At 37.7% G+C, this 26,751-nt stretch carries 27 protein-coding genes, 1 tRNA gene and 1 other annotated feature (1 of these 29 running past the window's edge); of the genes, 22 read left to right on the top strand and 6 right to left on the bottom strand.

The window, feature by feature from the left end:
* Positions 1–10: 10 nt before the first annotated feature.
* A complete protein-coding gene (locus A5N88_RS13140; RefSeq protein ID WP_066266731.1) occupies positions 11–568 on the top strand; it encodes a class I SAM-dependent methyltransferase in 558 nt (185 codons plus the stop codon).
* Between the two features lie 197 nt (positions 569–765).
* Entirely contained in the window at positions 766–1,236 is a 471-nt protein-coding gene (locus tag A5N88_RS13135; RefSeq protein WP_066266728.1) for an NUDIX hydrolase, read from the top strand.
* Positions 1,237–1,464: 228 nt separating this feature from the next.
* Here A5N88_RS13135 and A5N88_RS24955 read toward each other — a convergent pair whose 3' ends face one another.
* Positions 1,465–1,617 (bottom strand): hypothetical protein, encoded by a 153-nt coding sequence (locus A5N88_RS24955; RefSeq protein WP_157090676.1) that lies wholly within the window; start codon positions 1,615–1,617, stop codon positions 1,465–1,467.
* A gap of 192 nt (positions 1,618–1,809) precedes the next feature.
* On the opposite strand from A5N88_RS24955, the gene A5N88_RS24950 reads away from it, so the two are divergent.
* A complete protein-coding gene (locus A5N88_RS24950) occupies positions 1,810–1,959 on the top strand; it encodes a hypothetical protein (protein WP_157090675.1) in 150 nt (49 codons plus the stop codon).
* 411 nt (positions 1,960–2,370) lie between these two features.
* Positions 2,371–2,922 carry a DUF8453 domain-containing protein gene (locus tag A5N88_RS13130; protein ID WP_066266726.1) on the top strand — a complete coding sequence of 184 codons (552 nt, stop codon included), beginning with the start codon at positions 2,371–2,373 and terminating at the stop codon, positions 2,920–2,922.
* Between the two features lie 206 nt (positions 2,923–3,128).
* Here the strand turns inward: A5N88_RS13130 and A5N88_RS26155 are convergent, their stop codons facing one another.
* On the bottom strand, positions 3,129–3,251 hold the full coding sequence (locus tag A5N88_RS26155) for a hypothetical protein (protein ID WP_260525558.1): 123 nt from the start codon (positions 3,249–3,251) through the stop codon (positions 3,129–3,131).
* A 558-nt stretch (positions 3,252–3,809) separates the two neighbouring features.
* Positions 3,810–4,790, bottom strand: coding sequence for a zinc-binding dehydrogenase (locus tag A5N88_RS13125; protein ID WP_066266724.1), 981 nt, complete (start codon positions 4,788–4,790; stop codon positions 3,810–3,812).
* Positions 4,791–5,532: 742 nt separating this feature from the next.
* On the opposite strand from A5N88_RS13125, the gene A5N88_RS13120 reads away from it, so the two are divergent.
* The 8 genes from A5N88_RS13120 (at position 5,533) to A5N88_RS24405 (ending at position 11,270) form a co-directional block, all read left to right on the top strand.
* Positions 5,533–6,837 (top strand): multicopper oxidase domain-containing protein, encoded by a 1,305-nt coding sequence (locus A5N88_RS13120; RefSeq protein WP_066266721.1) that lies wholly within the window; start codon positions 5,533–5,535, stop codon positions 6,835–6,837.
* A 186-nt stretch (positions 6,838–7,023) separates the two neighbouring features.
* On the top strand, positions 7,024–7,632 hold the full coding sequence (locus tag A5N88_RS13115) for a VanZ family protein (protein ID WP_066266719.1): 609 nt from the start codon (positions 7,024–7,026) through the stop codon (positions 7,630–7,632).
* Positions 7,633–7,705: 73 nt separating this feature from the next.
* Positions 7,706–7,972, top strand: a complete 267-nt coding sequence (locus tag A5N88_RS13110; protein ID WP_066266716.1) for a hypothetical protein — start codon at positions 7,706–7,708, stop codon at positions 7,970–7,972.
* A gap of 109 nt (positions 7,973–8,081) precedes the next feature.
* Positions 8,082–8,444, top strand: coding sequence for a hypothetical protein (locus A5N88_RS13105; protein WP_066266713.1), 363 nt, complete (start codon positions 8,082–8,084; stop codon positions 8,442–8,444).
* Positions 8,445–8,515: 71 nt separating this feature from the next.
* Entirely contained in the window at positions 8,516–8,800 is a 285-nt protein-coding gene (locus A5N88_RS13100) for an acetamidase/formamidase family protein (RefSeq protein WP_066266711.1), read from the top strand.
* Between the two features lie 316 nt (positions 8,801–9,116).
* On the top strand, positions 9,117–9,878 hold the full coding sequence (locus A5N88_RS13095; protein ID WP_066266709.1) for an SDR family NAD(P)-dependent oxidoreductase: 762 nt from the start codon (positions 9,117–9,119) through the stop codon (positions 9,876–9,878).
* Between the two features lie 296 nt (positions 9,879–10,174).
* The gene (locus tag A5N88_RS24410) at positions 10,175–10,789 is read left to right on the top strand and encodes a GerAB/ArcD/ProY family transporter (RefSeq protein WP_198160264.1); all 615 of its coding nucleotides are present in this window, start codon (positions 10,175–10,177) and stop codon (positions 10,787–10,789) included.
* Positions 10,790–10,931: 142 nt separating this feature from the next.
* Entirely contained in the window at positions 10,932–11,270 is a 339-nt protein-coding gene (locus tag A5N88_RS24405) for a hypothetical protein (RefSeq protein ID WP_083953150.1), read from the top strand.
* 63 nt (positions 11,271–11,333) lie between these two features.
* Here A5N88_RS24405 and yyaC read toward each other — a convergent pair whose 3' ends face one another.
* On the bottom strand, positions 11,334–11,936 hold the full coding sequence (gene yyaC / locus A5N88_RS13085; RefSeq protein WP_232317575.1) for a spore protease YyaC: 603 nt from the start codon (positions 11,934–11,936) through the stop codon (positions 11,334–11,336).
* Between the two features lie 266 nt (positions 11,937–12,202).
* Here yyaC and A5N88_RS13080 point away from each other — a divergent pair.
* Together A5N88_RS13080 and A5N88_RS13075 are read left to right on the top strand one after the other, a co-directional pair.
* A tRNA-Leu gene (locus A5N88_RS13080) sits at positions 12,203–12,286 on the top strand.
* Between the two features lie 215 nt (positions 12,287–12,501).
* The gene (locus A5N88_RS13075) at positions 12,502–13,188 is read left to right on the top strand and encodes an SGNH/GDSL hydrolase family protein (RefSeq protein ID WP_066266708.1); all 687 of its coding nucleotides are present in this window, start codon (positions 12,502–12,504) and stop codon (positions 13,186–13,188) included.
* A gap of 113 nt (positions 13,189–13,301) precedes the next feature.
* Here the strand turns inward: A5N88_RS13075 and A5N88_RS13070 are convergent, their stop codons facing one another.
* Positions 13,302–13,679 carry an SLAP domain-containing protein gene (locus tag A5N88_RS13070; RefSeq protein WP_066266704.1) on the bottom strand — a complete coding sequence of 126 codons (378 nt, stop codon included), beginning with the start codon at positions 13,677–13,679 and terminating at the stop codon, positions 13,302–13,304.
* Between the two features lie 114 nt (positions 13,680–13,793).
* Positions 13,794–15,554 (bottom strand): glycoside hydrolase family 13 protein, encoded by a 1,761-nt coding sequence (locus A5N88_RS13065; RefSeq protein WP_066266703.1) that lies wholly within the window; start codon positions 15,552–15,554, stop codon positions 13,794–13,796.
* A 269-nt stretch (positions 15,555–15,823) separates the two neighbouring features.
* Here A5N88_RS13065 and A5N88_RS13060 point away from each other — a divergent pair, with 269 nt between their 5' ends.
* From A5N88_RS13060 to A5N88_RS13025, 8 genes are all read left to right on the top strand, one after another.
* Positions 15,824–17,086, top strand: a complete 1,263-nt coding sequence (locus tag A5N88_RS13060) for an extracellular solute-binding protein (protein ID WP_066266701.1) — start codon at positions 15,824–15,826, stop codon at positions 17,084–17,086.
* Between the two features lie 133 nt (positions 17,087–17,219).
* The gene (locus A5N88_RS13055) at positions 17,220–18,512 is read left to right on the top strand and encodes a carbohydrate ABC transporter permease (protein ID WP_066266700.1); all 1,293 of its coding nucleotides are present in this window, start codon (positions 17,220–17,222) and stop codon (positions 18,510–18,512) included.
* A 1-nt stretch (position 18,513) separates the two neighbouring features.
* Positions 18,514–19,356: a sugar ABC transporter permease gene (locus A5N88_RS13050; protein WP_066266698.1), complete on the top strand. Its 843-nt coding sequence runs from the start codon at positions 18,514–18,516 to the stop codon at positions 19,354–19,356.
* Positions 19,357–19,742: 386 nt separating this feature from the next.
* On the top strand, positions 19,743–20,771 hold the full coding sequence (locus A5N88_RS13045; protein ID WP_066266697.1) for a LacI family DNA-binding transcriptional regulator: 1,029 nt from the start codon (positions 19,743–19,745) through the stop codon (positions 20,769–20,771).
* Positions 20,772–21,023: 252 nt separating this feature from the next.
* Entirely contained in the window at positions 21,024–22,694 is a 1,671-nt protein-coding gene (locus A5N88_RS13040) for a glycoside hydrolase family 13 protein (RefSeq protein ID WP_066266696.1), read from the top strand.
* Positions 22,695–23,031: 337 nt separating this feature from the next.
* Positions 23,032–24,333: a globin-coupled sensor protein gene (locus tag A5N88_RS26290; RefSeq protein WP_066266694.1), complete on the top strand. Its 1,302-nt coding sequence runs from the start codon at positions 23,032–23,034 to the stop codon at positions 24,331–24,333.
* A 418-nt stretch (positions 24,334–24,751) separates the two neighbouring features.
* Positions 24,752–25,165, top strand: coding sequence for a DUF6933 domain-containing protein (locus A5N88_RS13030; RefSeq protein ID WP_066266690.1), 414 nt, complete (start codon positions 24,752–24,754; stop codon positions 25,163–25,165).
* Between the two features lie 50 nt (positions 25,166–25,215).
* Positions 25,216–25,824, top strand: coding sequence for a class I SAM-dependent methyltransferase (locus tag A5N88_RS13025; protein ID WP_066266688.1), 609 nt, complete (start codon positions 25,216–25,218; stop codon positions 25,822–25,824).
* A 425-nt stretch (positions 25,825–26,249) separates the two neighbouring features.
* Positions 26,250–26,751, top strand: a sequence feature (mutual gap in cmsearch alignment for this rRNA model is longer than 100) (it continues 705 nt past the right edge of the window).

Here is a 26,751-nt window from a genome sequence, read left to right as displayed (position 1 = left end):
GGGTGGTTGAATGATTACACAAGAGAATTTAAAAGTTGTTATTGGTGGAGGAGAATATAATAACAATCCCAAATGGCTTCAAACTCAAGAAACAGAATTGAATTTATTAAGACGAGTTGACTGGGAGGGGAAATTTCCAATAAACTCGTTAGAAGCTATTTTAGCTGAACACGTTTGGGAACATTTAACTTATGAAGAAGGGGTTGAAGCTGCAAGGATATGCTTTGAATTTTTAAAGCCTGGAGGATATATTCGTTGTGCTGTACCCGATGGCTTTTTCCCTGATAAAGATTATCAAACAGGTGTACAAGTAGGAGGACCAGGACCTGAAGACCATCCCGCAGCAAGTCATAAAATTGTACATAATTATAAGACTATTACTTCAATGTTTGAAGAGGCTGGTTTAAAGGTCAACCTTTTAGAATACTGCGATGAAGATGGTAAATTCCGTTATAATGACTGGGATGAAAATCAAGGATTTATCTATCGATCAAAACGCTTTGACCATAGAAACCAAAACGGAAATCTGGGTTTTGTTTCTCTGATAGTTGATGCTAAAAAAGATTAAAAGAATAACAATCCAGATATTATTTTTTAAATACCTCAACAAACGGGTGCTTGTGTTAAAAAGTGGGGTTGCTGCGGCAGCCTTTTTCTTATGGAACTAACGCGCAGTTGAAGAAGGAATAATATCATTTTTATTACCATTTTCTTCTATTTAATATATAATTAATTTGTATTTTATATATAAATGGGAGGGAATTTATGACTACAAATAAGGACTACATTCGTTATATTCGGGGAAAAGTAGGGCACGATTTAATATTTCTTAATTTTGCTGGAGGTATTGTTTATAACGAACGAAATGAAATTCTTTTACAAAAACGGGGAGATAGAAATGAGTGGGGTTTTCCAGGTGGTGCTATGGAACTTGGAGAATCTCTTGAAGAAACCGCTAAACGAGAAATACTTGAGGAGACAGGATTAAATGTTGAGGTTGAACATCTTATAGGTGTCTACTCTAAATATTCTGGTGAGTTTCCGAACGGAGATAAAGCTCAGACTATCACTCATTTTTTTCAATGCAAGCCAATTGATGGGGAACTTACCGCAGATGGTATTGAGACTTTAGATTTAAAATACTTCCCAATAGACCAAATACCGAAATTATTCACAAGACAACACGACGATGCCTTAGAAGATTGGCTTTCCAAAAGAAAAGGTGTATTTAAATAAAAACACCTTCAAATTAATTATCCATAATCTTTAACTAAAGGTGTATTTAAATAAAAACACCTTCAAATTAATTATCCATAATCTTTAACTGAACGAGTGCTTTAGTTAAACAAGCTTTATAAACAAAGACGGTTAATTTCGGTCTTGTCTTTTTTTAAAAATTAACACCAGAGTTTAACAGAGCCAAAATGAAAAAAGCCCGGCCATTAAACGGACTCGCTTTTGTTCTTACTCAAAACTATAACTTTTTTCGTGCAATGCCTTTCTAGCTTCTGTTTCAGTTGCATAGGATTGTACAGATATTTTACCGGGGCTTGGAGTACCAGTGGTTATCCGCCAATCTCCCGGCTTAATTTCTTCAACAATATAAAGATGAAACATAAAGTAACCTCCTTTAATTATTATTAATATATTATTCTCTATTATAAAATATGTACTGTATATAAGTGTTAACGCAAACTAAATTCATTCAATTTAAAATAAGGAGAAATAACGGCTGCCATCTTGGCAGCTTTCTTCTTCTTGTACTGACGGGTCAGGTTAGTGGAAGAAGGAATGGCGGGGGAGTGAAAGATGACAAAAAGAAAAACGCATAAACAATTTTTAGAAGAAATAAAAGTTGCAGGAAATGGTGATTATACGGGGTTACCCCTTTCCCCTAAAATGGAGAAAACCGGTTACTTTTACTTAAATTTAGGTGTAACAGCACTAGTTACCAACTGACTTTCTCAACTCCCCCCTAAATTGGCTTATTAAAGGCTGTTCCCGAATAAATTCAATCGGACTTATCCAACTCCCGTACAGAGTTACGTTCTAATTTCAACTTAATTCTTGGAGAACGATGTTACTGATCCGATCGTACACTTCCAACATCTCTGTCTAATTTGGTGTTGTTGATTAAATTGTAACTACTAGTTGATCTGATCGTTAGGTTACAATTATTTTCCCCAATATTCACATAAATAATAGAAGAAACTAGTTACAAATAGTTTCCGTAGGTCTATCCCCAGGCCATAATAATAAATGTATCCCATTTGGTGTATGAATGGTTTAACATAGTATGTGGAAAATAAATACTTTGAAGCGAAATATATGCTATATATAAAAATAGAAATTATAGAGAGGAAATTTATATTGGGAGAAATAAGAGAAATAATCAAATTCTGTAACAATAATTCTGGTTTTTTGAATGGATTGTATGATTTAATGACACTTCTTGTAGTTGTTTTTACATTAATTACTATATTTCAAAATAAAAGATCTATGGGGATAGCGGAAAAACAAACAGAAAATAGTTTAAGACCCATTATTATCGTGGATGTAGAAAGCGTTGACGAGCATACGCCTAATATTCAATCCATTAAAATTAAAAATGTTGGAAATGCACCAGCTCAAGTAAATGAATTCAAAATAAAAGGCTATAATCACCAACCTTTGACTGATGAAATAACTGGGCCAAATGAAGAAATTGAAGTAGAACTAAGGTTCAAGTACGTCGACATCCTTGGGGAAGGGGAAGAAAAAATTATCATTATCGATGAAAAGCTTAATCCTAATAAAATTCATCTTACAAGCAACAAGAGTGGATCGAAGATAGAAACCACTTATTATTCCATTTTAAGTAACAAAAAATATACAAATCGTTGCGAAAAAGTAAATACGAAATTTAGAAACTATGAAATATAAAAAAAGGATTCTGTTTTTAGGTGCATTTTATTTAATGAAATAATAAATTTAAAGGACAAGTGATTGTTGTATTTTTAAAAGTCATTGCCAATTAACGTGTCAATTGAACTGCCAATCTAACTGTCATTTCGATTGATATTTTTATAAAAATACATATGTTTTATTGAACTAACGGCGATTAACACAACAGAGTAGCCATTCACAGTTCATTCTTCTGAAGAAGTTTTTGCATAGTATAACGAATTTTCTAAAATAGGCTTTTTCTTTTCTAAGTATGCTTGAACCTGACTTTCACCTTTTGCGATAACCAGACCTAATACCGTATTCATTCTAAAATCTCCTCCTCCTTGAAAATTAGCCGGTACCCCTAATCCTTCTTTAGTGTGACAGCTTCGCTTGTTATACGGGATCTTTGTCCCAACCAGCCTCAATCGTTTTTCTACAAGTAGGGGACGAACTGTTTGGTTGACGGGATCTATGTCTAGTCCCACGGGTGCTTACGTTCTACCCCGGCTACCGCTATCATATATCGATATAAAAAATGATCAACCAGAAATATCTGGCTGATCTTATAATACGAACGGGTGCTTTAGTACAATAAGGATTGTATAGATTCCGTTTGTTAAGAGATTGTCTGCTTATCCTAGATAAATGCTTACATTGATTTATTATATGTACCTCCGGGTAAGCAATCTTTTAAGATAAAGGAAAGTTGATAAACCCACCAACATCCATTGTGTTGCCAAATACAATCCACACATGTCGAGTGCATAGCATTACCTGTAGCATTACTAAAACTCAAGGGGCAGGAATAACGCTGTTTATCCCCCCAAAAAAACCAGCATAAAGCTAAAAAGGCAAGCACGTCAATGTGCTTGCTTTTTTAATCAGTTAATTTTCGCTACAATTTTCCCTTTCACCCGGCGAGTCTCCAATTCAGCTAAAGCCTCTGGCACTTCTTCTAATGAAATAATTTTCTCTACCATTGGATTGAGCTTGCCCTCTTTAAGGAGGGAGAGCATATGATTTCCCATTTCTGAGAGTTTGCGCTGTTCTCTTGTGTTATTGGACTGATGTACACTTCCAAGTCCTATTTGGTGGAATGATAGGGGATGTGCAAATGAAATCGCATCATTCACATTGGGAGGTCCCGCAATAAAAGCGATTTGCCCATTAAATGCAAGGGCCTTCAACGATTTATTCGCATTATCGCGGTCCACAGTGTCCAGAACTAGCTCTACACCGGTACCATTTGTGATTTCAAGTGCTTTTTCTACAAAGTCTTCTTTATGATAGTCAATGGCATAATCGGCTCCTAAGCTTTTTACAAACTCATGATTCGAAGAAGAAGCTGTAGTTAAAACCGTCAGTCCAGCATGCTTTGCTAGCTGAATAGCAAAGCCCCCGACACCGCCAGCCCCTGCATGAATCAAAATGGTTTGCCCTTTCGAAGCATGCATCTTATGAAATAAGGCTTGATATGCCGTATAGCCTGCACATGGCAGAGCAGCAGCTTCTTCGTATGAAATACCGTCTGGAATCAGAGAAACGGTATGAGCGGTTGTGACACTATATTCAGCAAAGCCCCCTTTTTTTGATAAGTCACTATGAAACACTACTCTGTCTCCAGCTTTAATATTGGAAACATCTGCACCTGTTTCTTCGACTATACCGGCTGAGTCTAAACCAAGAACATGAGGATATGTCCAATTTGGATTTCCTCCGCTCCCTGTTTTATAGTCAACGGGATTTAAAGCAGTGGCTTTGATTTTAACAAGAATCTCATCCTTTTTGGGAGTTGGTTTTTCTATATCACCAACCATCATTTCTTTTACTTTTCCTTTATTCTCCAGCAACAATGCTTTCAATATGATCTCTCCTTTTTAATATGCCGTCTGTGAGCTGGTTAACTCATAGCTATGTGTATAAAAATATAAATCAAATTACCAGTTTACATTCAGTATAATAAGCACATTTCGATTAAAAAAGACGGCCCTTTTTTCTAACCATATACCCCATTGTAGCTCCGACTCTTGTGAATACCAATCTATTATGTCCCTATTTCCACTATGTATATCATTCCGGCTGATTTGATTTAAAAAGCCAGTTCTAAATAGCTCTCTGTGCGTATTTTTTTATTTTGAAAAAAATATTTTTTAAAAAAATGATCTAAATTAACTTGCCCTCCGTTTACATATTGTAATGATAAAGAGAGGAGGGTATATAAATGTTCACTGAGGTATAAATGCAACTTTTCCACTCAGTAACGCACATCATCGGAACACTTGGTTAAGAAATCAAGGTGCTAAAAACTCTACAATAGATTCTATTTTAGAAAAGGATTCTCAAACCAGAGGGTCCTTTTTTGCTGTGTGCTTTATATCAATGATATTTCGGATTGGAAAATCAATCTCTATGTGATATATGAAAATCTTGTGAAGAATGTATATGAAATTTACGTGAAATCAATGGATGAACCATTGACGCTGATAGACGAAAGTGAAATTATAGGACAGTAGTAGTAGACATGTAGAATAGTCTTTGTTCTTATGAAGATGTTACTCTAGTCTCTCTGTAACAACTCATTTTATATAGGAAGCTGATGATTTTATGCAAAGAAGATTTCGTTTATTTAGTAGTTTAATTATACTGATATTGCTCTGTGTTACAGCTGGCTGCCAATCTCAAACAGCGGCCACGGAAGATAAAGCTGTTTCTCATACCGTTCACAGTGGCAGCGTTCACATCGATATAACCGGCTCTGCCTTTTCCACGGATGTGGTGTATGTGACGAAAGGAACCAAAGTCACCTGGGAAAACAAGGATGAGGTAGCGCATACTGTCACCAGCAAGTCAGGAGCATTTGATTCAAAGGATCTGCAGACGGGAAAAACGTTCTCTTACACCTTTAAAAAGAATGGGACGTACTCATACTATTGTATCTATCATCCCGATATGGTAGGAAAAGTGGTTGTCACGGATCAGAAACAGATGTCTATGGATGACCCTTCAAGTATGAATACGTCATCTAATGATAAGGAAAATGCTGCTCCGCTTGGTACTGGTACATCAGGAGAACCGAAACAAGCAGACAGTCTAAGGTTACTTCCTTACAAAATGGAAAATGGCTATAAAGTTTTTCATTTGACCGCAGAGCCTGTCTGGTGGCAGGTCAAGCCAGGCAAAAAGGTAAAAGCGTGGGCTTTCAACGGTTCTGTTCCAGGGCCTGAAATCAAGGTGAACCAAGGAGATAAAGTTAAAATTATTGTTAAAAACAACCTATCGGAAGGTACGACTGTACACTGGCACGGCCTGGATGTTCCCTTTGACCAGGATGGCTCAGGCGGGATCAGCCAGCCGGATATCAAACCCGGCCAGACATGGACGTACACGTTTACGGTGAAATCACCGCCAGGCTCTTATATGTACCATAGCCATCCGATGAATGATATGCTGAAACAGGAGGACATGGGATTGTTTGGTCCTTTTATCGTTGAACCAAAAGGAACGGGATGGAAGCAAGTACATCCTGGCTATCAGGACGAATACACACTAATGGTCAATGATTCATCACAATTTGGATATACCATCAATGGATTGTCATACCCGGCAACACCTGTATTACCCGCAAAGCTCGGAGATAAAATTCTTGTTCATTTAATTAATATTGGAATGATGGATCATCCAATGCATCTGCATGGCATGCACTTCCAGGAAATCAACCAGGATGGGTATCCATTGCCAGCTCCTATAACAATGGATACGATTAATACAGCACCTGGTACGACCTATGATCTTTCCTTCACAGCGGATCAAATCGGAAAATGGCTGTTCCACTGTCATATTACTCAGCATGTAACAGACAGTAATGGCATGATGAGCGGAATGGTAACCATGTTTAATGTGAAAAAATAATAGGAAGAAAATGTTCACCGTCTATATTAAAAGGATGACTTAAAAGGGAATGTGCCCTTTTAAGTCATCCTTTTTTCGTTTATTTAATCAGTTTTATTGTGTATGTGTTAAAATATTACATATTAGGGATTTATAAGGTGAGTTGATTAGCAGATTCAGTAATTAAAGACGGGGAGATTACGATTGATGGTCAAAGAAGGAATCATTATAGTAGCAGGACTATTCCTATATTGCCTGGCACTACTAAGTGTAATGTTGTTAAAGCGGAAAAACATAAAGTCTATTAAATGGAAACGTGAAGGGTTAAAAGTGCTGCTGCTTATTTACATATTACTGGTCATAAAAGTAACCATGTTTCCTATCCTAATAAATAGCACAAGAACAGAAGAATTAACCATGCTTTCAATTAATCTCATTCCACTGGTCTCCATTTTTTCAGAGATTGGACAAATTGGCACCGCATATGACGGAGACTCTATCTTTGTGATAAAACTCATCCTGCGTAATGTGGGCGGGAATATTTTGTTACTAATGCCTTTGGGGTTCCTTGCCCCAATATTGTGGAGCAGGTTCAGAAGCTTAAAAAGTGTACTGTTACTGGGTTTGCTTGTTTCTATTAGTATTGAAAGTCTTCAGTTGGTTGAGATGGCCGCAGGCATAGGATCTGGAAGAGCGGCAGACATAGACGACGTCATTTGTAACACAACGGGTGCATGCATAGGCTATTATATTTTTACCGGGGTTAATGACTTATGGAACAGAGCTGTAAGGATAAATCATAATCGGGCTGTATAAAAACACCTCCATTTATTTCGTGATTAATCCTCCTTATATCGGAAACAATAATGAAGGAAAAGGAGGGAGTTTAATGAATGGGCGCGAGAAATATGAGGAATTTCAAAGAATCAATCAAGAAAAACAGTTAGAGAAATTAAAGGAATTTGATCCTAGTTTGCATAGAGTTTTTACTTCTGTATTAAGGGCGGGTGGAAATGGAGACGACATTCCTGATGCCATTTCCTATGTAAGCGCCTTGCAGGAGTATGATCAGGAGAATGGAATAGAAATGGCTCCAGGGTTGTATCAGGAAGTTTTACAGCAGTTTGATGGGGTAATTGAAAAATATAAAGAGTAACATAGCTGGACAGCTCTCTTTGTTGGGTGGCCAATATTTGTCGAAATTAGCAGTTTTATGTATGATAGTACCAAAGTAGGATATTATCTCACTTTGGAGGAGAAAGGCATTGGCTAAATTGTATACATTTAAACTGGACAAAAACAAAGAGATCTTCGTCGTAAAAGTCAAAGGTTACTTTGAAGAAGAGGATGCTAAATTATATATCAGCGAGTTTCAGACTATTGTTAATACAATAAACCCCTCAAAATATACATTGATTATTGATGGCACTGAACAAGCACCAGTATCGAGTCAAGTCATGGAGGATATTGGATTTGTGTTAACGGTGTATTCGATGGCAAATTTCAAAAGAATCATCATTGTCAATCCAGCTTCTGAAGTTTCCAGGATGCAGGTTGATTCTTGTGTAAGGGAGCTGAACTTTCAGGGGATATTTGTAGGTTCCGTTGAGGAAGCCTACAATTTATAAAAATATTATTATTAAAGGCAGCAATAGGAGCTGTCTTTTATTTTTTGCACTGCCCGGCATTGGAATGTCCAATGGATGTAGTCGATCTTACTTTTTCCGCGAGGGATGACCTGCATCTAAACATACCGAGGGCAAAAACGCCCACAGCCTGGATTACGATGGGCTTTCATGAAGATTTAAACCAAGCGGCTGTTATTGCCCTGGATGGTATGTTGAAGCTTATGAGGGAAATTTATGGATACGGAAGGAAAGAAGCTTTGGCATTAGCCAGTCTTGTGGTGGATTTAAATATTACACAGATTGTAAATGGAGTAAAAGGTGTACATGCTGTGCTTCCTGATGGAGCCATTATGTAATATTGGTATACTTAAATTTTCGCAGCTTTATATATTACTCATCATCTAAAAATATGGCAATATTCAGTTTTAATCAATGTAAAAAAACCTGAAATCGGACAAAAAGCCGATTCAGATTTTTTATGTGCAAACGTTTGGTGAACAGACAATACAGAATGATAACCACTTTTTTAATGCTTAATGATGGCGGTGCCCATGTGCTCGGAATGGCTGTTTTTTCGAGAGCAGGAAAAAGATGATCATGCATATCTCGAGAAAGAAGCCATAGCACAGGTTATACTAATGGAAGAATGATAATGGATGAGGAGTGGTATCAGTGGATTTAAATTTAATTGGGAAACATGTTTTAATCACTGGAGGATCAAAAGGGATAGGAAAAGCAATTGCGGAAGCCTTTGTCGCAGAGGGAGCCAGTGTATCCATTGCTGCACGTGACAGGGGAATACTAAAAAAGGCAAAGGATGAGCTTGGCGGCAATATTTCTATTTATCAAGCTGATGTTTCAAATGCAGGGGAGCGGGAAAAACTGATTCAGTCATTTATAAATGACAAGGGTAAAATAGATATTCTTATTAATAATGCAGGCGGAAGCAACGGGGGAAGCGCAGAAGAAACAAAGATGGCTTTATTTTACGAAGCCATGGAGCTGAATTATTATTCGGCAGTCCACTTAAGCAAAATGGCCTTTGAACAGATGAAGGATCAGAAGCAGGGGGCTATTATCAATATAACCTCCATTTTTGGCAGAGAGAGCGGAGGAAAGGTGACGTATAATAATGCAAAAGCTGCATTGATTAGTTTTACAAAAGCTTTAGCAGATGAAGCCATAGGGTTTGGTGTTCGTGTTAATAGTATTGCGCCTGGCAGCATTCTTCATGAAACGGGCAATTGGAAAAAACGAATTGAAGCGAACCCGCAAGAGATGAAAGAGTTTATTAAAAGGGAAATTCCGGCAGGACGTTTTGGAACACCTGAAGAAATTGCAAATACCGCAGTTTTTCTGGCTTCAGAAAAAGCTTCATGGATAGTAGGGGCAAGTATAAACGTAGATGGCGGACAATCCAGAATGAATTTTTAATAGGGCACTTTTTGTAAACTTTGTTGCTATTTGAAACAAAAAAATAGTTAAAAATCCAGGTTCAGTTCTATACTGTGTAAATAGCATACGAAAAGATGTCCAGAAGTCAGACAACTTACGGAGTGATCCTTTGTACCTAAATCAACAATCTATGCTAAAACTGTCTTTAATAAAGAATCAAGGAGCCTATTTAAATGGGCTCTTTTTATGTGAAAAAATGAATCAATGAACAGTGCGCATAATTGTTCTTTAAATCAATATACTAAATGTTATTGCTGGAAAAAGGAGTTAAATGGATGAGGCAGATCGGATTGTATCAATTGCTCGCAGTTTTAATTTTATCGATATCTCTGATGACCCATGTTATTTTAATTCCACTAATATTATCAGCGTCAGGACGGGACTCATGGTTTAGCATTTTGCTGACAGGGTTTTTATTTCTTATTTTTGTTTTTCCGCTTTGCTTTATCATAAAAAAAACGAAACAAAAGTCTATTACGAAGTGGCTTAAAGTTCAGAGCAATGCTTTTGTATCGTTTAGCGTCATTACAGTAACTAGCATTTTGCTATTCCTCATTTCCTTTGTAACGATTAAAGATACTACATCCTGGACCTCTGAATCTTATCTTCCTAATACTCCCTTGCTTGTGATTGCAAGCTGCCTGCTAATTTTATCTATCATAAACGCTTATTTCGGTATAGAAACGATTGCAATCAATTCTGCTTTAATCTTTCCGTTTGTGGTAGCGTTTGGCTTTTTTGTTATGGGAGGTAATTTCAACAAGAAAAATTATAGTTTACTTTTTCCTTTATTTGAACATGTTACTAATCACTATCTGGAAGGAATATGTATTGCTGGTGGAGGTTTGTCTGAAATCCTTCTAATCTTATTTTTGCAGCATCATGTCTAAACAAAATTGAAGATGAAGCACATGTTCTTTTTGACAATGGTTTTGGTCGGCTTAACAGTAGGTCCAATTACAGGCATTATTGCAGTATACGGCCCTAATGAGGCTGGTGAATTAAGATACCCTGCTTTTGGGACTTTGGAGATTGGTTTATATAGGTACTTTTATTTCTCATCTTGATTTTTTATCTGTCTTCCAATGGCTGTCTGGTGCTTTTATTCGATTATCATTATTTATTTTCTTATTGCTGGACTTATGGTCCGTAAAAAAAACGAAACAAAAAATTTGGCTGTTAAGCGGAATTTTTCTAATAATGCTGATCGGAATTGTACTTCCTTTCAGTGAAAATCAAGTCTTAACCTATACACGCCTTTATTTGCTTCCTGCTGTATTCATTTGGTTTTTGTTTCTTTTAATCAGTTTAAGTACCTTGGAGATCTTTTCGAAATCGGCAAAAGAAGAGAAGAATAATATGGGTCACTAATATATCACCTATTGGCTATATAAAATAGGGATAAAAATGCTGGCTTAAAAAAAGCGAAATTTGTTATGGCAACACTAAAAGAGGCTCATCCGATGGATAGCGATAAAATTGCCTGACAGCAAGTGATATTCCTTTTGCGATGTTGATGGCCATTGTATAAATAAGGTGAAGGTTTGTAAAGACAAGAGAGTTTTCAGCAGCTGCATCCTTTTCATGGACAACTCCCATCACACTGCAATCTCCAATGAAAGGGAAGGAGTGGCCAAGGCCTGCGCCGGGTTGAAAGGGACCTTTGCGGATTACCATGGAGTTTTTTGTTTCTATTGTCCCAAGAGCACTATCTACCGTAATGACAAAGCTTTTTTCAGGAAAATTCGTATGTGAAAGCCGAGGAATAAAGGTAACGGCGTCTAATGGAGAGGCTAGGCAGCCTATGATTTTCATATGTCTGGGGTACAGGTTATGCAGCAAGGTACCGACTAAAGAACCCAGACTGTCTCCAGTTATCCTGTTTGAGCCAATGCCGAGTACATAAATCGTTTGAGTTGATGATGGAATAAGAGTATGCAAGATGTTGCGGATATAAAGCGGAGCCAGTTTGTCGTTATACGGAATAAATCCTTTGTTCATATCTAATTTGCCACAGGTCTCATGATGATTCAGCACACATGTAGCTCCTCTCACTTTAAATTTTGTTTGTTAAAAACAGTCCATTGTATTACTTAAATATTCTCTGTCATCCGTATGTATTCCTTTATTAAAAGGATAAAAGACGGGAAAAGGTGAAGGAGATGGTGAAAATAATAGGATAGTGCATCTTCAAAGTCGTCAGCGTTCAAAAAAACATTGATTTTTTAAATCAATTTCCAGCACTTTTTTATTGATTAATGGGTCAGTATATAAGTATAATATAGGTAATAAATAATGATTATGCGGGTGTGGCGGAATCGGCAGACGCGCTAGATTCAGGTTCTAGTGGTGGCAACACCGTGGGGGTTCAAGTCCCTTCATCCGCATCGAAAAGCTTGGTACGAAGGCAATCTACTAATAGGTAGGTTGTCTTTTTTTTATGAGATTTTTTCCGTACAAAAAGGGGCTAAAAGAAACTGACAGAAACAGGATACTGATTGAACCATATTACGAAAAACAATAATCTATGCGAAAACAGCTCAAGTGTAAAAGGGATTTGCTTAGAATTTATAGAATTTATACTGGGAAGAGGTGATTCATAATGGAGATTAAATTAAATCAAAAGCTTTTATTTATTGGGGATTCCATTACCGATTGTGATAGGGTCATGCCTCATGGAGAAGGGGGATTCGGTGCACTTGGCAAAGGATATGTGTCATTTGTTGATGCTCTTCTTCAAGCTGTATATCCTGAATTGGGAATCAGGGTTGTAAATAAGGGGATAAGCGGACATACTGTTCGGGATTTAAAAAATAGATGGCACGAGGATGTAATGGCTCAAAAACCAGATTGGCTGTCTATTATGATAGGAATCAATGATGTCTGGCGGCAATACGATACACCATTTATTAAAGAAAATCATGTTTATGCAGAAGAATATGAGGAAACTCTTAGGAAGCTTGTTACGGATACTCAGCCGTTGGTAGAACAAATTGTCCTAATGTCACCATTTTACTTGGAAAGCAATGAACAGGATAAAATGCGCCAGACAATGAATCAATACGGCCATATCGTAAAGAAGATTGCTGAAGACACCAATTGTTTATTTGTAGATACTCAAGCAGCGTTTAATGTGGTACTAAAGGAGCTTTATTCTGCTGCATTAGCTTGGGACCGTGTACATCCATCAGCTGCTGGCCATATGGTGCTGGCAAGAGCTTTCTTGAACCGGGTGGGCTTTGAGTGGGCACGTTCGAGTTTGGCGTCGGCACAAACTATTATTGGATAAACTGTTTTTTAGTTCATACAGTAAAGAAAGGAAACAAAAGCAAATAAAATTGCTTTTTGTTTCCTTTCTTTACTGTAAGGGATGTGACAATTTGTAAGAAAGATGCCTTCTTTCTATTCATTAAATACAAGGAATCCCTGTTTATATGATGCCTGTTCACTGATATTTTTAGCAGGAAAAATAAATGTCCATGGCATGCTTGTCAGAGGCTCTACTTTTAAGGCCGGAATGGTAAAGAGGTATTCCGCCATTACTTTTTGATCCTCTACATACGCTATTTTCCTTTCGAGAAAGAAGAGAGGATGGTTGGAAAAGTTATGAACAAGAACGGTTATCAGCAGGTCGTTTTTGTAATTAAGAGCCTGCCACAAAGGGGTAATCATCTCTTTATTTTCAGCCAAACAGGTTTCATCAAATGCTTTTTTAATTTTTTCTCTGTCTCCATTAGAAATTGTCCTGTCCCATGAAGCTTCAAATTGAAGTTTTTGCATAACTAAACACCCCTTTTTTAATGGTAACTATTCTATCATATTTAAATTGTCTTCAAAAACAGTTCATTTATATTTTGAAAAAGGCCCGCCCTGTATAAGAGCAAGCCCTGTTCATTATGAAAACTCTATAATGGCTGTTCCATTTTCATTGATTTTTAGCTTTTGTTCATTTTCCCATTCTAATTCTTCGTTGTTCCAAAGGTTTTTAGCATTTGTTTTGCACAATCCATCAGGAAGGGTATATACTGCTTGTTCTTCAGTTGTATTCAGTATCACTAGGATGGTTTTTTCTCCATTTGTTTTTGTGTAAGCCAGGCAGCTTTCTTCTTCTGCAGGTGAAACAAATGAGAACTCACCTTCATTTGCTAATAGTGGGTGCTCTTTGCGCAAGCAAATAAGCGTCTGAACATGATGGAAGAGTTCCAGATTCTGTTTTTCTTTGTCCCACTCCATGCATTTTCTGCAGCCCGGATCCTGGGAGCCTGTCATGCCAATCTCATCTCCATAATAGATGCAGGGAGTGCCGCCAAACGTTAATAATAAGCTGTAAATTTGTTTTAAGCGTTCAATATCTTCACCGCACAGTGTTAAGATTCTTGGTGTATCATGGCTTCCAACGAGATTAAAGGCTACTTCATTGATCGTTTTTGGATACATGTGAATGACATGGCTCATATTTTCAATGAATTCCTTTACCCCAATTGTGCGTTTTGCAAATAGATTTATGATATTTGTTGTAAAAGGGTAATTCATCACTGCATCAAATTGATCGCCCCGCAGCCACGGCATTGAATCATGCCAGATTTCACCCAGGATATACAGGTCAGGCTTAATCGCCTTTACTTCTTTACGGAAATCACGCCAGAAGGCATGGTCCACTTCGTTTGCTACATCCAAACGCCAGCCGTCGATATTAAATTCTCTTACCCAATAACGTCCTACCTCTAATAAATACTCACGGACATCTGGATTTTCGGTATTTAATTTTGGCATAAAAGGAGTGAAGGCAAAGGTATCGTAATTTGGTCTTGGCTCAGTAACAAGCGGAAACTCATGAATATGGAACCAATTTTTATAGACTGACTTCTCTCCGTTCTTTAAAACATCCTGGAACTGAGGGAAATAAAAGCCGCTATGATTAAAGACGGCATCAAGCATCACCTTTATGCCGTTTTGGTGGCAGACCTCGATGAGTTTTTTTAAGGTTTCTTTACTTCCGAATTGGGGATCGATTTCCATATAATCAATCGTATCGTATTTATGATTTGAATACGCCTTGAATATAGGAGTAAAGTAAATACCGCTGATGCCTAATTCTTTTAGGTAATCAATATGGTCAATGACGCCCTCCATATCTCCGCCAAAGAAATTGTTGGGCGCTGGTTCCTCGCTTCCCCAAGGCAAAGCGCCGTCAGGGTCGTTGTCTTTATTGCCATTGGCAAACCTTTCAGGAAATATTTGATACCATACCGTATTTTTTACCCAGTCAGGAGCCCGAAAGATATCAGCATCATTCATAAAAGGAAAACAGAAGTAATAAGCTGTATCATCTACTGGTGCTTCCGTGTAATAGCCTTTTTCTGTATATACAGCTGATTCTGCACCATCATCTAAAATGAAGCCGTACCTAAGGCGCTTGAAAGGAGGCTTCAAAGAAATGAACCAGTAATCAAACAGCTGATCACTGCCGCTTTTCTTCATGGAAGCTTCAGCCGTTATCCATTTTCCGTCTACCCAATTATATGGATCCCCATGGATAAGGCTGACTTTCTTAATATCTCCTTTTTGAGTGCGAATTTGAATGTGAAGCTCTCCATTTGTGCAAACGTATGCATAATTGTCTTTAGGTCTATGATAAATTGCCTCTTTTAACAAACTCGTCATTCTCCTTCCAAAATCATGATTATTTTAAGAGTATTTGAGTATATTTTGAAAGTCAATAAAATAATTTAAATATGAAAGGGTTTGCAAAAAAACATCTGAAAATAATTTTTGTAAATTTTTTAAAAAAAGTAGTTGTAAATTCCTATAAACCATTTATAATTAACTCTAGTTGCGCAATCGTTTTCACAAATGTAAGCGTTCTTTTATGTAAGCGGTTAAGCGCTGCGAAATTCTATTATTATTTAAAAGGTGGGGGAAAAATGAAAAAGACACTATCGGTTTTTGCGATGGCTGTTGTGATAGCCGGTGCTCTTGCTGCATGTGGACCAACAAATAACTCAAGCAGCAATAATACTAGCTCAAAAGGCACTACTGCTTCTAAACCTGCTAAATTAGTAGTCTGGGAAGATCAAAAAAAATCAGGCTGGCTTCAAAAAGTAGCAGCAGATTTCAAAAAGAAGTACGGCATTACAGTTGAATACAAAGAAGTTGAAATGGCAACGAAAATGGGTCAGCAATTGCGTTTAGACGGTCCTGCAGGAAAAGGTCCGGATATCGTAACTCTTCCTCATGACCAAATCGGCCAAGTCGTTACAGAAGGGCTAATTGCTCCGCTTAACGTAGATCAAAGTGTAGTAAATAGATTCTCTAAATCATCTATTGCTGCAGAAACTTATAAAGGAAAGCTATACGGCCTTCCTAAGTCAACGGAAACACCGGTATTTGTTTATAACAAAGATCTAATGAAGACGCCTCCTAAAACAATGGAGGATCTGTATAACTTCTCTAAAGGCTTTACCAAAAACGGAAATTACGGTTTCCTTGCTCTTTTTGACAACTACTACTTTGCACATGGAATCATGGCCAGCATGGGTTCATATGTATTCAAAAACAACAATGGCACGCTTGACCCGAATGACCTTGGCTTAAATAATGCCGGAGCTATTCAAGGTGCTAATTACATGGCTAAATGGTATAAAGAAGGCTTATTCCCTAGAGGAATCATTGGTGCTAACGGTGGATCTACTGTCGATGGACTTTTCACACAAGGTAAAGTAGCTTCCGTTATGAACGGTCCTTGGGCATTCCAGCCATACACATCTGCAGGAATCAAAATTGGCATGACAGCTATGCCTACGCTTAATGGACAACACATTAAAACATTCATGGGTGTTAAAGGATGGCATGTATCTGCATTCTCTAAGAACCAAGAATGGGCTACAAAGCTTGTTGACTTCATGACATCTGATGAAAATGCTAAATATCGCTTCACACAAACACAAGAGGTTCCACCAAACGTTGCTCTTTTAAATGATCCTGTTATTAAAGATAACGAAGGTGCAAAAGCTGTAGCAGAACAATCACAATATGCTGAACCAATGCCAAATATCCCTGAAACTGCACAAGTTTGGACTCCAATGGGTAATGCATTGCAAACAGTTGTAACTGGCAAAGCGGATGCTAAAACAGCTCTAGATAACGCTGTTAAACAAATTAAAGATCAAATTAAGTCTACGAAGTAATCTAATGAAGCAGCAGTATCTAAGAGATGCTGCTGCTTCTAAAATAGTTCAAAGGCTTTATGAGGAAGAAATGTTTTTTTCTTCATAAAGCCTTTGAGCTTACTATATGCAATCAAGAAAGGGGCGGCTTAGGATGCTTGAGACAGCACCACTATCCTACTCAACCAGCCATCGTAAAAAAGCACTTATTCTATCCATTATTCCAGGCTTAGGCCAGCTTTATAATAAACAGATATTTAAAGGAATTGCTTTTCTAGTATTAAGCGCAGCGTTCATCTATGTCTTTGGCAATCTGCTGAACATGGGTCTATGGGGTCTCGTGACTTTGGGAACCGAATTACCCCGGGATAACTCAGTTTACTTATTAGTAGAAGGAATTCTTGCAGTGATTGTTATTTTATTCGGCCTCGGATTTTATTCCTTCAATCTGCGGGATGCCTATAAAACAGGCTTGAAACGCGACCTGAATGAACCGGTTTCCTCATTAAAGGAACAATATCATAATCTTACGCAAAGCGGTTTCCCTTATTTAATCATGTCACCAGGATTCTTGCTTCTCGTATTTGTGGTTATTTTCCCGCTTATTTTCGTTATCCTTCTTGCTTTTACAAATTATGATTTATACCACTCACCGCCTGCAAATCTATTTAAATGGGTTGGCCTTAATAACTTTACTTCCATTTTTACAGTGGATATCTGGCGCCAAACCTTCTTCTCTGTTTTAGCTTGGACAATTGTTTGGACTTTTGTTGCTACAACATGCCAGGTTGCTTTGGGCATTTTTCTTGCTATCGTTGTAAACCAAAAGGATATTAAAGGAAAAGCCATCATCCGTACAATTTTCATCCTGCCATGGGCCGTTCCTTCATTCGTTTCTATTCTGGTATTCGCCGGCATGTTTAATGAGTCGTTTGGAACCATTAACGAAAATATACTTGCATTCTTTGGTATTCATGGTCTTCCATGGATGACAAATCCTTTTTATACAAAGGTTGCATTGATACTGATTCAAAGCTGGCTGGGATTCCCGTTCATTTTTGCAATGACAACAGGGGTGCTTCAATCAATTCCTGGAGAGCTTTATGAAGCAGCTACAGTGGATGGTGCATCCAGGTTTCAACAGTTTAGAAACATTACATTGCCGCTGGTCTTAATTGCAACAGCGCCTGTTTTAATTACTCAATACACATTTAATTTTAATAACTTCAGTATTATTTACTTGTTTAACGGCGGCGGTCCTGCTGTATCCGGCCAGAACGCTGGAGGCACAGATATTTTAATCTCCTGGATATACCAGCTGACAATGAACTCTGCTGAATATTCAAAAGCAGCAACACTTACACTTCTTTTATCGATTATCGTTGTAGGTGTAGCACTTTGGCAGTTTAGAAGAACGAAATCATTCCAAGAAGAGGATATGATGTAATATGGATATGAAAAGACAGAAAGTCATCAGACTAACACTCAGTTACCTTGTACTCTTGGCTATGTGTATAATTGTGCTTTATCCGCTTGCGTGGATTATAGGCTCATCCTTTAATCCCGGTCAAAGCTTATCCGGGTCCAGCATCTTTCCGAAGCATCCGACGCTTGCGCATTACGCAGAGCTTTTTAATACGAATAAAATCAATTATTTACATTGGTACTTTAATTCATTGAAGATCAGTATTTTTACGATGATCTTTACGGTTATCCTTGTCAGTCTTACTGCCTATTCTTTTTCCCGCTTTCGTTTTGTCGGCAGGAAAAATGGCTTAACCGGTTTCCTGCTGCTTCAAATGATTCCGAACTTTGCTGCACTAATAGCAATCTATGTTTTGGCAACTTTAACTGGGCTGCTGGATACGCACATTGGATTAATTTGTATATATGTAGGCGGACAAATTCCGATGAATACATGGCTGATGAAAGGATATCTTGATACCATTCCAAAAGAATTGGATGAGTCAGCAAAAATAGATGGGGCTGGAAACTTCCGAATCTTTTTCCAAATCGTAATGCCGCTTGCAAAACCTATAATCGCTGTTATTGCTTTGTTTTCTTTCATAGCGCCATTTGGTGATTTTATCATCGCAAGCATCATGCTTCGATCAGATAGTAACTATACATTGGCTGTCGGCCTTTACGATCTTGTTGCGAATAAATTTGGTGCGGAGTTTACAACCTTTGCTGCCGGATCTGTTTTAATTGCTTTGCCAATCGCTATTTTGTTCCTATGCTTCCAGCGCTATTTTGTATCTGGTTTAACAGCTGGCGGAACAAAAGGATAAGAATAGACAAAACATCCTTTTTCACATTAATAGTGTTAAAGCAGCAGTATCCATGGATTAAGTCTGGTTGTAGGCCCTTCTCATCCAATATGGTTTTTATCATTGGATCATACACCCTCTGAGGCATTTATGCTTCTCGTTCGTTAGTAAGAGTTTAAAATAATACCAAAGAAAAATAGGACTATCTATTATTTTGGCTCTGTTAAATTTCTATACTGATAGCTGCTCGTTTCTTAGCTCATTTTACAGTGAAGGAAGGAACACAAAGGCTTTTGTATCCTTTCTTTCCCGTAAGCTTTCAGCTGAGCTGAAAAACAACAGAGTCCTTTAACAAAGCCATTATTTTAAAAGAAAAAGAAAAACTTCAGATGAGACGGGTGAAGAAAATGGCTGTAACAATTAAAGATGTGGCGAAGCTGGCAGCGGTTGCTCCTTCTACTGTATCCAGAGTCATCGCAGATAACTCCAGAATCAGTGAAGCAACTAAACAAAAAGTGAAAAAAGCAATGAAGGAGCTAGGATATCACCCTAATCTGAATGCAAGAAGTCTTGCCAGCCAATCCACACAAACAATGGGGCTTGTCATGCCCAGTTCCGGAGACGTCGTGTTTCAAAATCCTTTCTTTCCGACAGTACTGCAGGGCATAAACGAATGTGCACATGAAAAAAAATACGCCTTGCATATGACAACTGGAAAATCAGATGATGAAATTCTGGCAGCGGTTGTCAATATGGTACAGGGGAAGCGAGTGGACGGAGTTATTCTCCTTAATTCCAGGGTAGACGATAAGGTTATCGAATATTTAATGGAAAGAGAGTTTCCTTTTGTTGTCATTGGGAAACCAGCTGAGCATGCTGATGAAATTACACATGTGGATAATGATAATGTCCGGGTAATGAGAGATGCGACGGAACACTTAATCCAGCTCGGGCATCATCAAATCGCCTTTATTGGAGGAAGCCGTGACCTTATGGTAACGATTGACCGTCTTAGCGGCTATCAGCAAGCGTTAAAAAATGCAGGTATTCCATTGAAGGATGAATACATTATCCATGAAGAATTCTTGCGCGAAGGCGGACAGGAAGCAGTCAGCGAGTTAATGGCATTGGAAGACCGCCCAACCGCTTTGGTAGTAGTTGACGATTTTATGGCCCTTGGTGTCTTGGGAACTCTTGATGAATTAGGAATAAAGGTACCTGAGGAGATTTCCATTATTAGCTGTAACAATGTCCTTCTTGCTGAGTTGGCAAAGCCATCATTAACTTCGATGGATATCAATATATTTGACTTGGGCTATCAGGCTTCAAAAAGCTTAATTGAGTTAATTGAAAATTGCGGTGAACCGACGAAAAGAATTATTATTTCACATCAACTCGTTGAAAGGATGTCCTGCAGCGAGCTAGATGAGAAATAAACGTTTTGAGAGTGAAAATACAGGTGTAGACCCTTATGATAGGCAATGTTGATAACGGCTCGTTTTTTAGCTCATTTTAAAGTAAAAAAGAAAAAAACAAACTTGTTTTCCTTTGTTTCTTTTATTACTGTAACTTATCAACTGTGCTGAAAGGTATGTGGAACGGGCGTTTTACACAAATGAGCTAAAATCAACGGTGTCCTTTTACAAAGCCTATCGAATAGTAAAAAGTGTTTGCAGAAAGGGAATAATATGAATAAACATTGGTGGAAAGAAGCAGTTGCTTATCAAATTTATCCTCGCAGTTTTATGGATTCAAATGGCGATGGAATTGGAGATATCCGAGGGATTATATCAAAACTGGACTATTTAAAAGAATTAGGGATCGATGTCATTTGGGTTTGTCCGATGTATAAGTCTCCTAATGATGATAATGGTTATGATATCTCAGATTACCAGGATATTATGAAGGAATTCGGTGCAATGTCCGATTTTGAAGAGCTGCTGGAAGAAGTCCATAAACGCGGTATGAAGCTGATTCTTGATCTCGTAATTAATCATACGAGCGATGAACATCCGTGGTTTATCGAGTCCCGTTCCTCAAAAGATAATCCTAAGAGAGACTGGTATATTTGGAGAGACGGCAAAAACGGGAAAGAGCCAAATAACTGGGAATCTATTTTCAGCGGCCCGGCGTGGAAATATGATGAAGAGACAGAACAATATTTCATGCATATTTTCTCCACTCGCCAGCCTGACCTGAACTGGGAAAATCCTGAAGTAAGAGAAGCTCTCTACAATATGGTTAATTGGTGGCTCGATAAGGGAATTGATGGTTTTCGAGTCGATGCCATCTCCCATATTAAAAAGGAGCCGGGTTTCCCGGATATGGATAATCCAGCCGGCCTTGATTATGTACCCTGCTTTGACTTTATGATGAATGTAGATGGCATCGATGAATTTCTTTTAGAATTTTCTCAAGAGACATTGAAAAAATATGACATTATGACGGTTGGGGAAGCCAACGGAGTAAGGCTGGAAGACGCGGAAAAATGGGTTGGAGAAGAAAATGGCTATTTTAATATGATTTTTCAGTTTGAATTCTTGGACCTATGGGATAAGGATATAGAGGGCGCTGTTAATGTTCGAGAGTTAAAGAGAGTCCTGTCAAAATGGCAATATGGTTTAGAAGGCATGGGCTGGAACGCCTTGTTTATCGAAAACCATGATCAGCCACGCCGAGTTTCCACTTGGGGAAATGATCGAGAATTCTGGAAACAAAGTGCAAAAATGCTTGGAACCATGTATTTCCTTATGAAAGGAACTCCTTTTATCTATCAAGGCCAGGAAATCGGAATGACGAATGTTTATTTTCCATCTATCCATGATTATAATGACGTCGGAATGATTAACTACTATCAAATTGAAACTGAAAAAGGACGTACACACGAAGAAATCATGAAAATTATTTGGGAGAGAGGACGAGACAACTCCCGGACACCGATGCAATGGAATTCTTCAAATATGGGCGGATTTACAACTGCCGATAAGACATGGTTTGGAGTAAACCCGAATTATACGAAGATTAATGTTGAGGAACAATTAAAAGATCCAGACTCCATTCTTCATTTTTATAAAAAACTGATTCAGTTAAGAAAAGATAATCCTGTATTCGTACATGGCGTATATCAATTATTATTAGAGGACGATCCTGCATTATTTGTCTACACCCGTCAACTGGGCAGCGAAAGAGCGATCATTGTCAATAACTTTAGTAAAAAATCAACTGTTATCACGATTCCGGATGAGTTAGAGTACAATGATTCTGAGCTTGTCCTGAACAATTATGATGTAATTGACAAAAAGCTGAGAAAAGAGTTTACACTAAATCCGTATGAAACAAGAGTATATCTATTAAAATAGAAAAATAAAAAGGAGCCGTGTGCTCCTTTTTTATTTTGGCACTGTTCAACGCGAATCCTTCAACCGTCATCGGAAAGCCAGAGCCTAGAGTGGAATTCGGCAAGCAAGATTAATAAAGCCATTATTTTAGATGGCTATGTTAAATTTCTATGTTGATCACTGCTCGTTTTTTAGCTCATTCGTGTGAAACAGACGTTTCACACGAATGAACTAAAAAACAACAGAGTCTTATATCAAAGCCTTTTAGATAAATCGAAACCAAGGCGGCGTCTCTATCTTAAAATGATCCTCCTTTTTACCGATATTAAAGATAAGTTTAAAATGGAGGAATGAGCATATGTTCTTAATAAAGGATAGAAAAAGCAATATTTCAGCAATCCAGAAATACATATCCCATGAACTCGAGCACGTAAAAATGGACTTTGAAAAGGGGACGGATGTTGCCCTGCAATTAGAACTAATAGGACTGACCAAAGAAGAACTAGCTCTTCTGAAAGGTATACAGCCTTTAGTAGAAAAGAACATTAAAGAAATTTATCAGGAAGCTTTAAAATATTCACATGCTGGTGTCAAGAGAATTACCGATATGAGTGATCAGGGTATTTCACCTGAGACAAGTCTGCAATACATTCTGACACTATTTGATGGAATAATTGACAGGGATTATATTGAGAAAAGAACGAAGGCGGGACAGCTTTATTTTAAAATGGGTGTCCAGTCACATTGGTTTATGTCGGTGTATCAGCTTCTGATGACTAGAATCCTTGAAATGTTAAAGAAGGAATTGCATTATAGTAACAATGAATTATTCCCGGTGTTCATTGCTGTTTCCAAAATATTCAATCTTGAATATCAACTCTGTACATCCTCGATGAATCATGCTCAGCAAGAGATGCTTGAGAGGAAGGAAGAAGAGGCGAAAAAAGACATCAAGGAATTTGTTGGAGGATTTGTCGGAAATTTAGCGGCTATGACAGAAGAAACAGGTGCATCTGTTGAACAAATTGTTATTCAGTCCAATCAAATTTCCGAGAATGCAAACACCAGCCTTGAAGCATCTGCTTATATGGAGACCCATTCCGAAGACGGAAGGACACAGCTTGATAAAGTAAAAGAAAATATGCTTGAGCTAAAATCGAATGTTGAGCAAATAACTTCCACCATCGATGGTCTTGAGAAAAATTCCAAAGAAATTGGAGAGATTGTTACAGTTATCACCAGTATTGCAGATCAAACGAACCTCCTGGCATTAAATGCTGCCATTGAAGCCGCAAGAGCTGGTGAGCATGGGAAGGGGTTTGCGGTTGTTGCTGAAGAAGTAAGAAAACTGGCTGAACAAACAAAGTTTTCTTCTGGAAGTGTTACCTCTTTAGTGGGTACGACAATTTCACAAATTTCAAATGTCATAGCCCAAATCAGTACCATTCATAAAGTGGTGGAAAGAGGAAATGAAGAAATTAATCATACAACACATGTATTTGAAAAAATTCTGGATGGCAGCATAGAAAGTAAACAACTTAGTCAAAATACCGAAAATGAAATACGTGTATTAACAGAGCTGCTAAATGAAATTAAGGGATCTGTTACAAAAATGGAAGACTCCGCAGAAGAACTGAGCCGCACCGTATCAAGTTTTTAATCGTCTATTTTTTATGGTAAGTCTATCTTATATCGCAGTATACTGCATATATAAGATAGACTTTTTTGATTTAGTACTTCTCTTAAAATGTGGTAATGTGGATTAGGAATGTTTTTTCTTGAAAGTTATTTTTGCCATGAATTATTGCTTTTCGTGCAGAAATTTAAGCGTACATTTAGTTAGCATCTATTCATCCGCATTCCAAACGAAATATTCTGTATTGTATATATTCTAAGATAACCAACAAATTTTATGAGAAGAGCCTTATGGTGGCATCAGGTAATAAATCGGTAACTAAATCAAACTTAACGGAAATAGAGGTAGTTGCATGTTTATAATAGGTGTTACCCAAAAGCTGCAAAAAGAACTGGATTTTACAATTGAAGATACCTTGTCAGACTCCTGTGAAGTATGACATATGAATTTATTTAAAATTGGCCGTTATAAATGCGTAGCTGCCATACATGATACAACTCTCTATAACATGGTAATTATAGGGGTTAAAAAGCCCGATTTTTTGCAATTTAATTCGTTAATAAGAGAGAATCTGAGAATAAATATGATTTCACAAGGCTTTACTGAGAAACAAGTTCAAAGGATATTGAGCATAAGTGAAGAAATGAAGTATACAAAGACTCATAATCGTAGAGCTCTTGGCTGCTTAAAAGATGTCATACAAACGGTGCAATTTCTTTATCCAGGTGAGAAAGAGATCATGAATGCTGATATTATGGAAATGAACCTGGATAACAATCATATTCCCTTTTCAAAACTTAAGCATTATCCAATCAAAGTGATGAATGAATATTTGGATCAGTTACTAGTGGACTAAATTAACTGATAAAATTCTTGTACAGAACTAGATATATAGGAGTTGTACGAATGAATGATCAATATTATGATGCTCTGCTGAATGTGAAAACGGGGGGAGAGCAAAAGGGTTTTAACCAATCATTGCACTATCACCGTTATGAGGCGACATCTTATAGTGCGCTTGAAACACTGTTTAACCAGTATGAACTAAAGAGTGATGACCAGATTGTGGACTTTGGCTGCGGAAAAGGAAGGCTGAATTTTTATGCCAATTATTTATTTGGTGTAAAAGCAATTGGTGTTGAAATGAATGAAAAGTATTATGCCCAGGCTTTGCGCAATTTGACTGACTATGCAAAAAGGAATAAAAGCAGTGCTGATAAGATTAACTTTTATTGCTGTCTGGCAGAGAAATATAAAGTATCTCCTTTGGATAATCGTTTTTACTTTTTCAACCCTTTTTCTATCCAGATCTTTATGAAAGTAGTTAAAAATATACTCCGCTCGCTAGAAGAAAATAAAAGGGATATAGAAGTGATATTATATTATGGATCAAGTGACTACATCTTCTTTTTGGAAAATCATCCATTGTTTAATCTGAAACAGCATGTTCCGCTTCCGGGGCTTTTTGAGCATAATTCAAATGAAGCCTTCTTTATATATAAACTTTCTTATTAATAAGAAGATAAATTGGTTGATATCTATGAAGTTCCCGCTAATTTTATTTGGTATCTAACGAAACGAAAATAAACGAATAAATTTTAGAAACAGCTATCCATCCTCTTAACTTTATGATAATATTCTTAAGTCGGATTGAACAAATATTATGAGAGATTACATTGCGAATAAGAAAATAACTTTTTGAAACTTTTTTGTTTAAAGTGTTGACTTTTTTGTCCAAAGGCATTAATATAGTTATTGTCGCTGATGCGAAAAAAGTTATTTTAAAAAAGTATTGACGACAAAGAAATAAAGTGTTAAGATAGTAAATGTCTTGAAAAAAGATATTGCGAAATAGTTCTTTGAAAACTAAACAAAACAGAAACGTCAACGTTAATTCTTTGTCTTATATGGACAACAACTTTAAGAGCTATATCAACTCTTTTTTGGAGAGTTTGATCCTGGCTCAGGACGAACGCTGGCGGCGTGCCTAATACATGCAAGTCGAGCGAATCAATTGGGAGCTTGCTCCCTTTTGGTTAGCGGCGGACGGGTGAGTAACACGTGGGTAATCTGCCTGTAAGACTGGGATAACTCCGGGAAACCGGGGCTAATACCGGATAACTTCTTCCTCCGCATGGGGGGGGTATTGAAAGATGGCTTCGGCTATCACTTACAGATGGACCCGCGGCGCATTAGCTAGTTGGTGAGGTAACGGCTCACCAAGGCAACGATGCGTAGCCGACCTGAGAGGGTGATCGGCCACACTGGGACTGAGACACGGCCCAGACTCCTACGGGAGGCAGCAGTAGGGAATCTTCCGCAATGGACGAAAGTCTGACGGAGCAACGCCGCGTGAGTGATGAAGGTTTTCGGATCGTAAAACTCTGTTGTTAGGGAAGAACAAGTACCGTTCGAATAGGGCGGTACCTTGACGGTACTCGT

It is taken from the genome of Heyndrickxia acidicola (assembly GCF_001636425.1).
Lineage (GTDB): Bacteria > Bacillota > Bacilli > Bacillales > Bacillaceae_C > Bacillus_AE > Bacillus_AE acidicola.
This window is presented reverse-complemented; position numbering and strand designations above follow the sequence as displayed.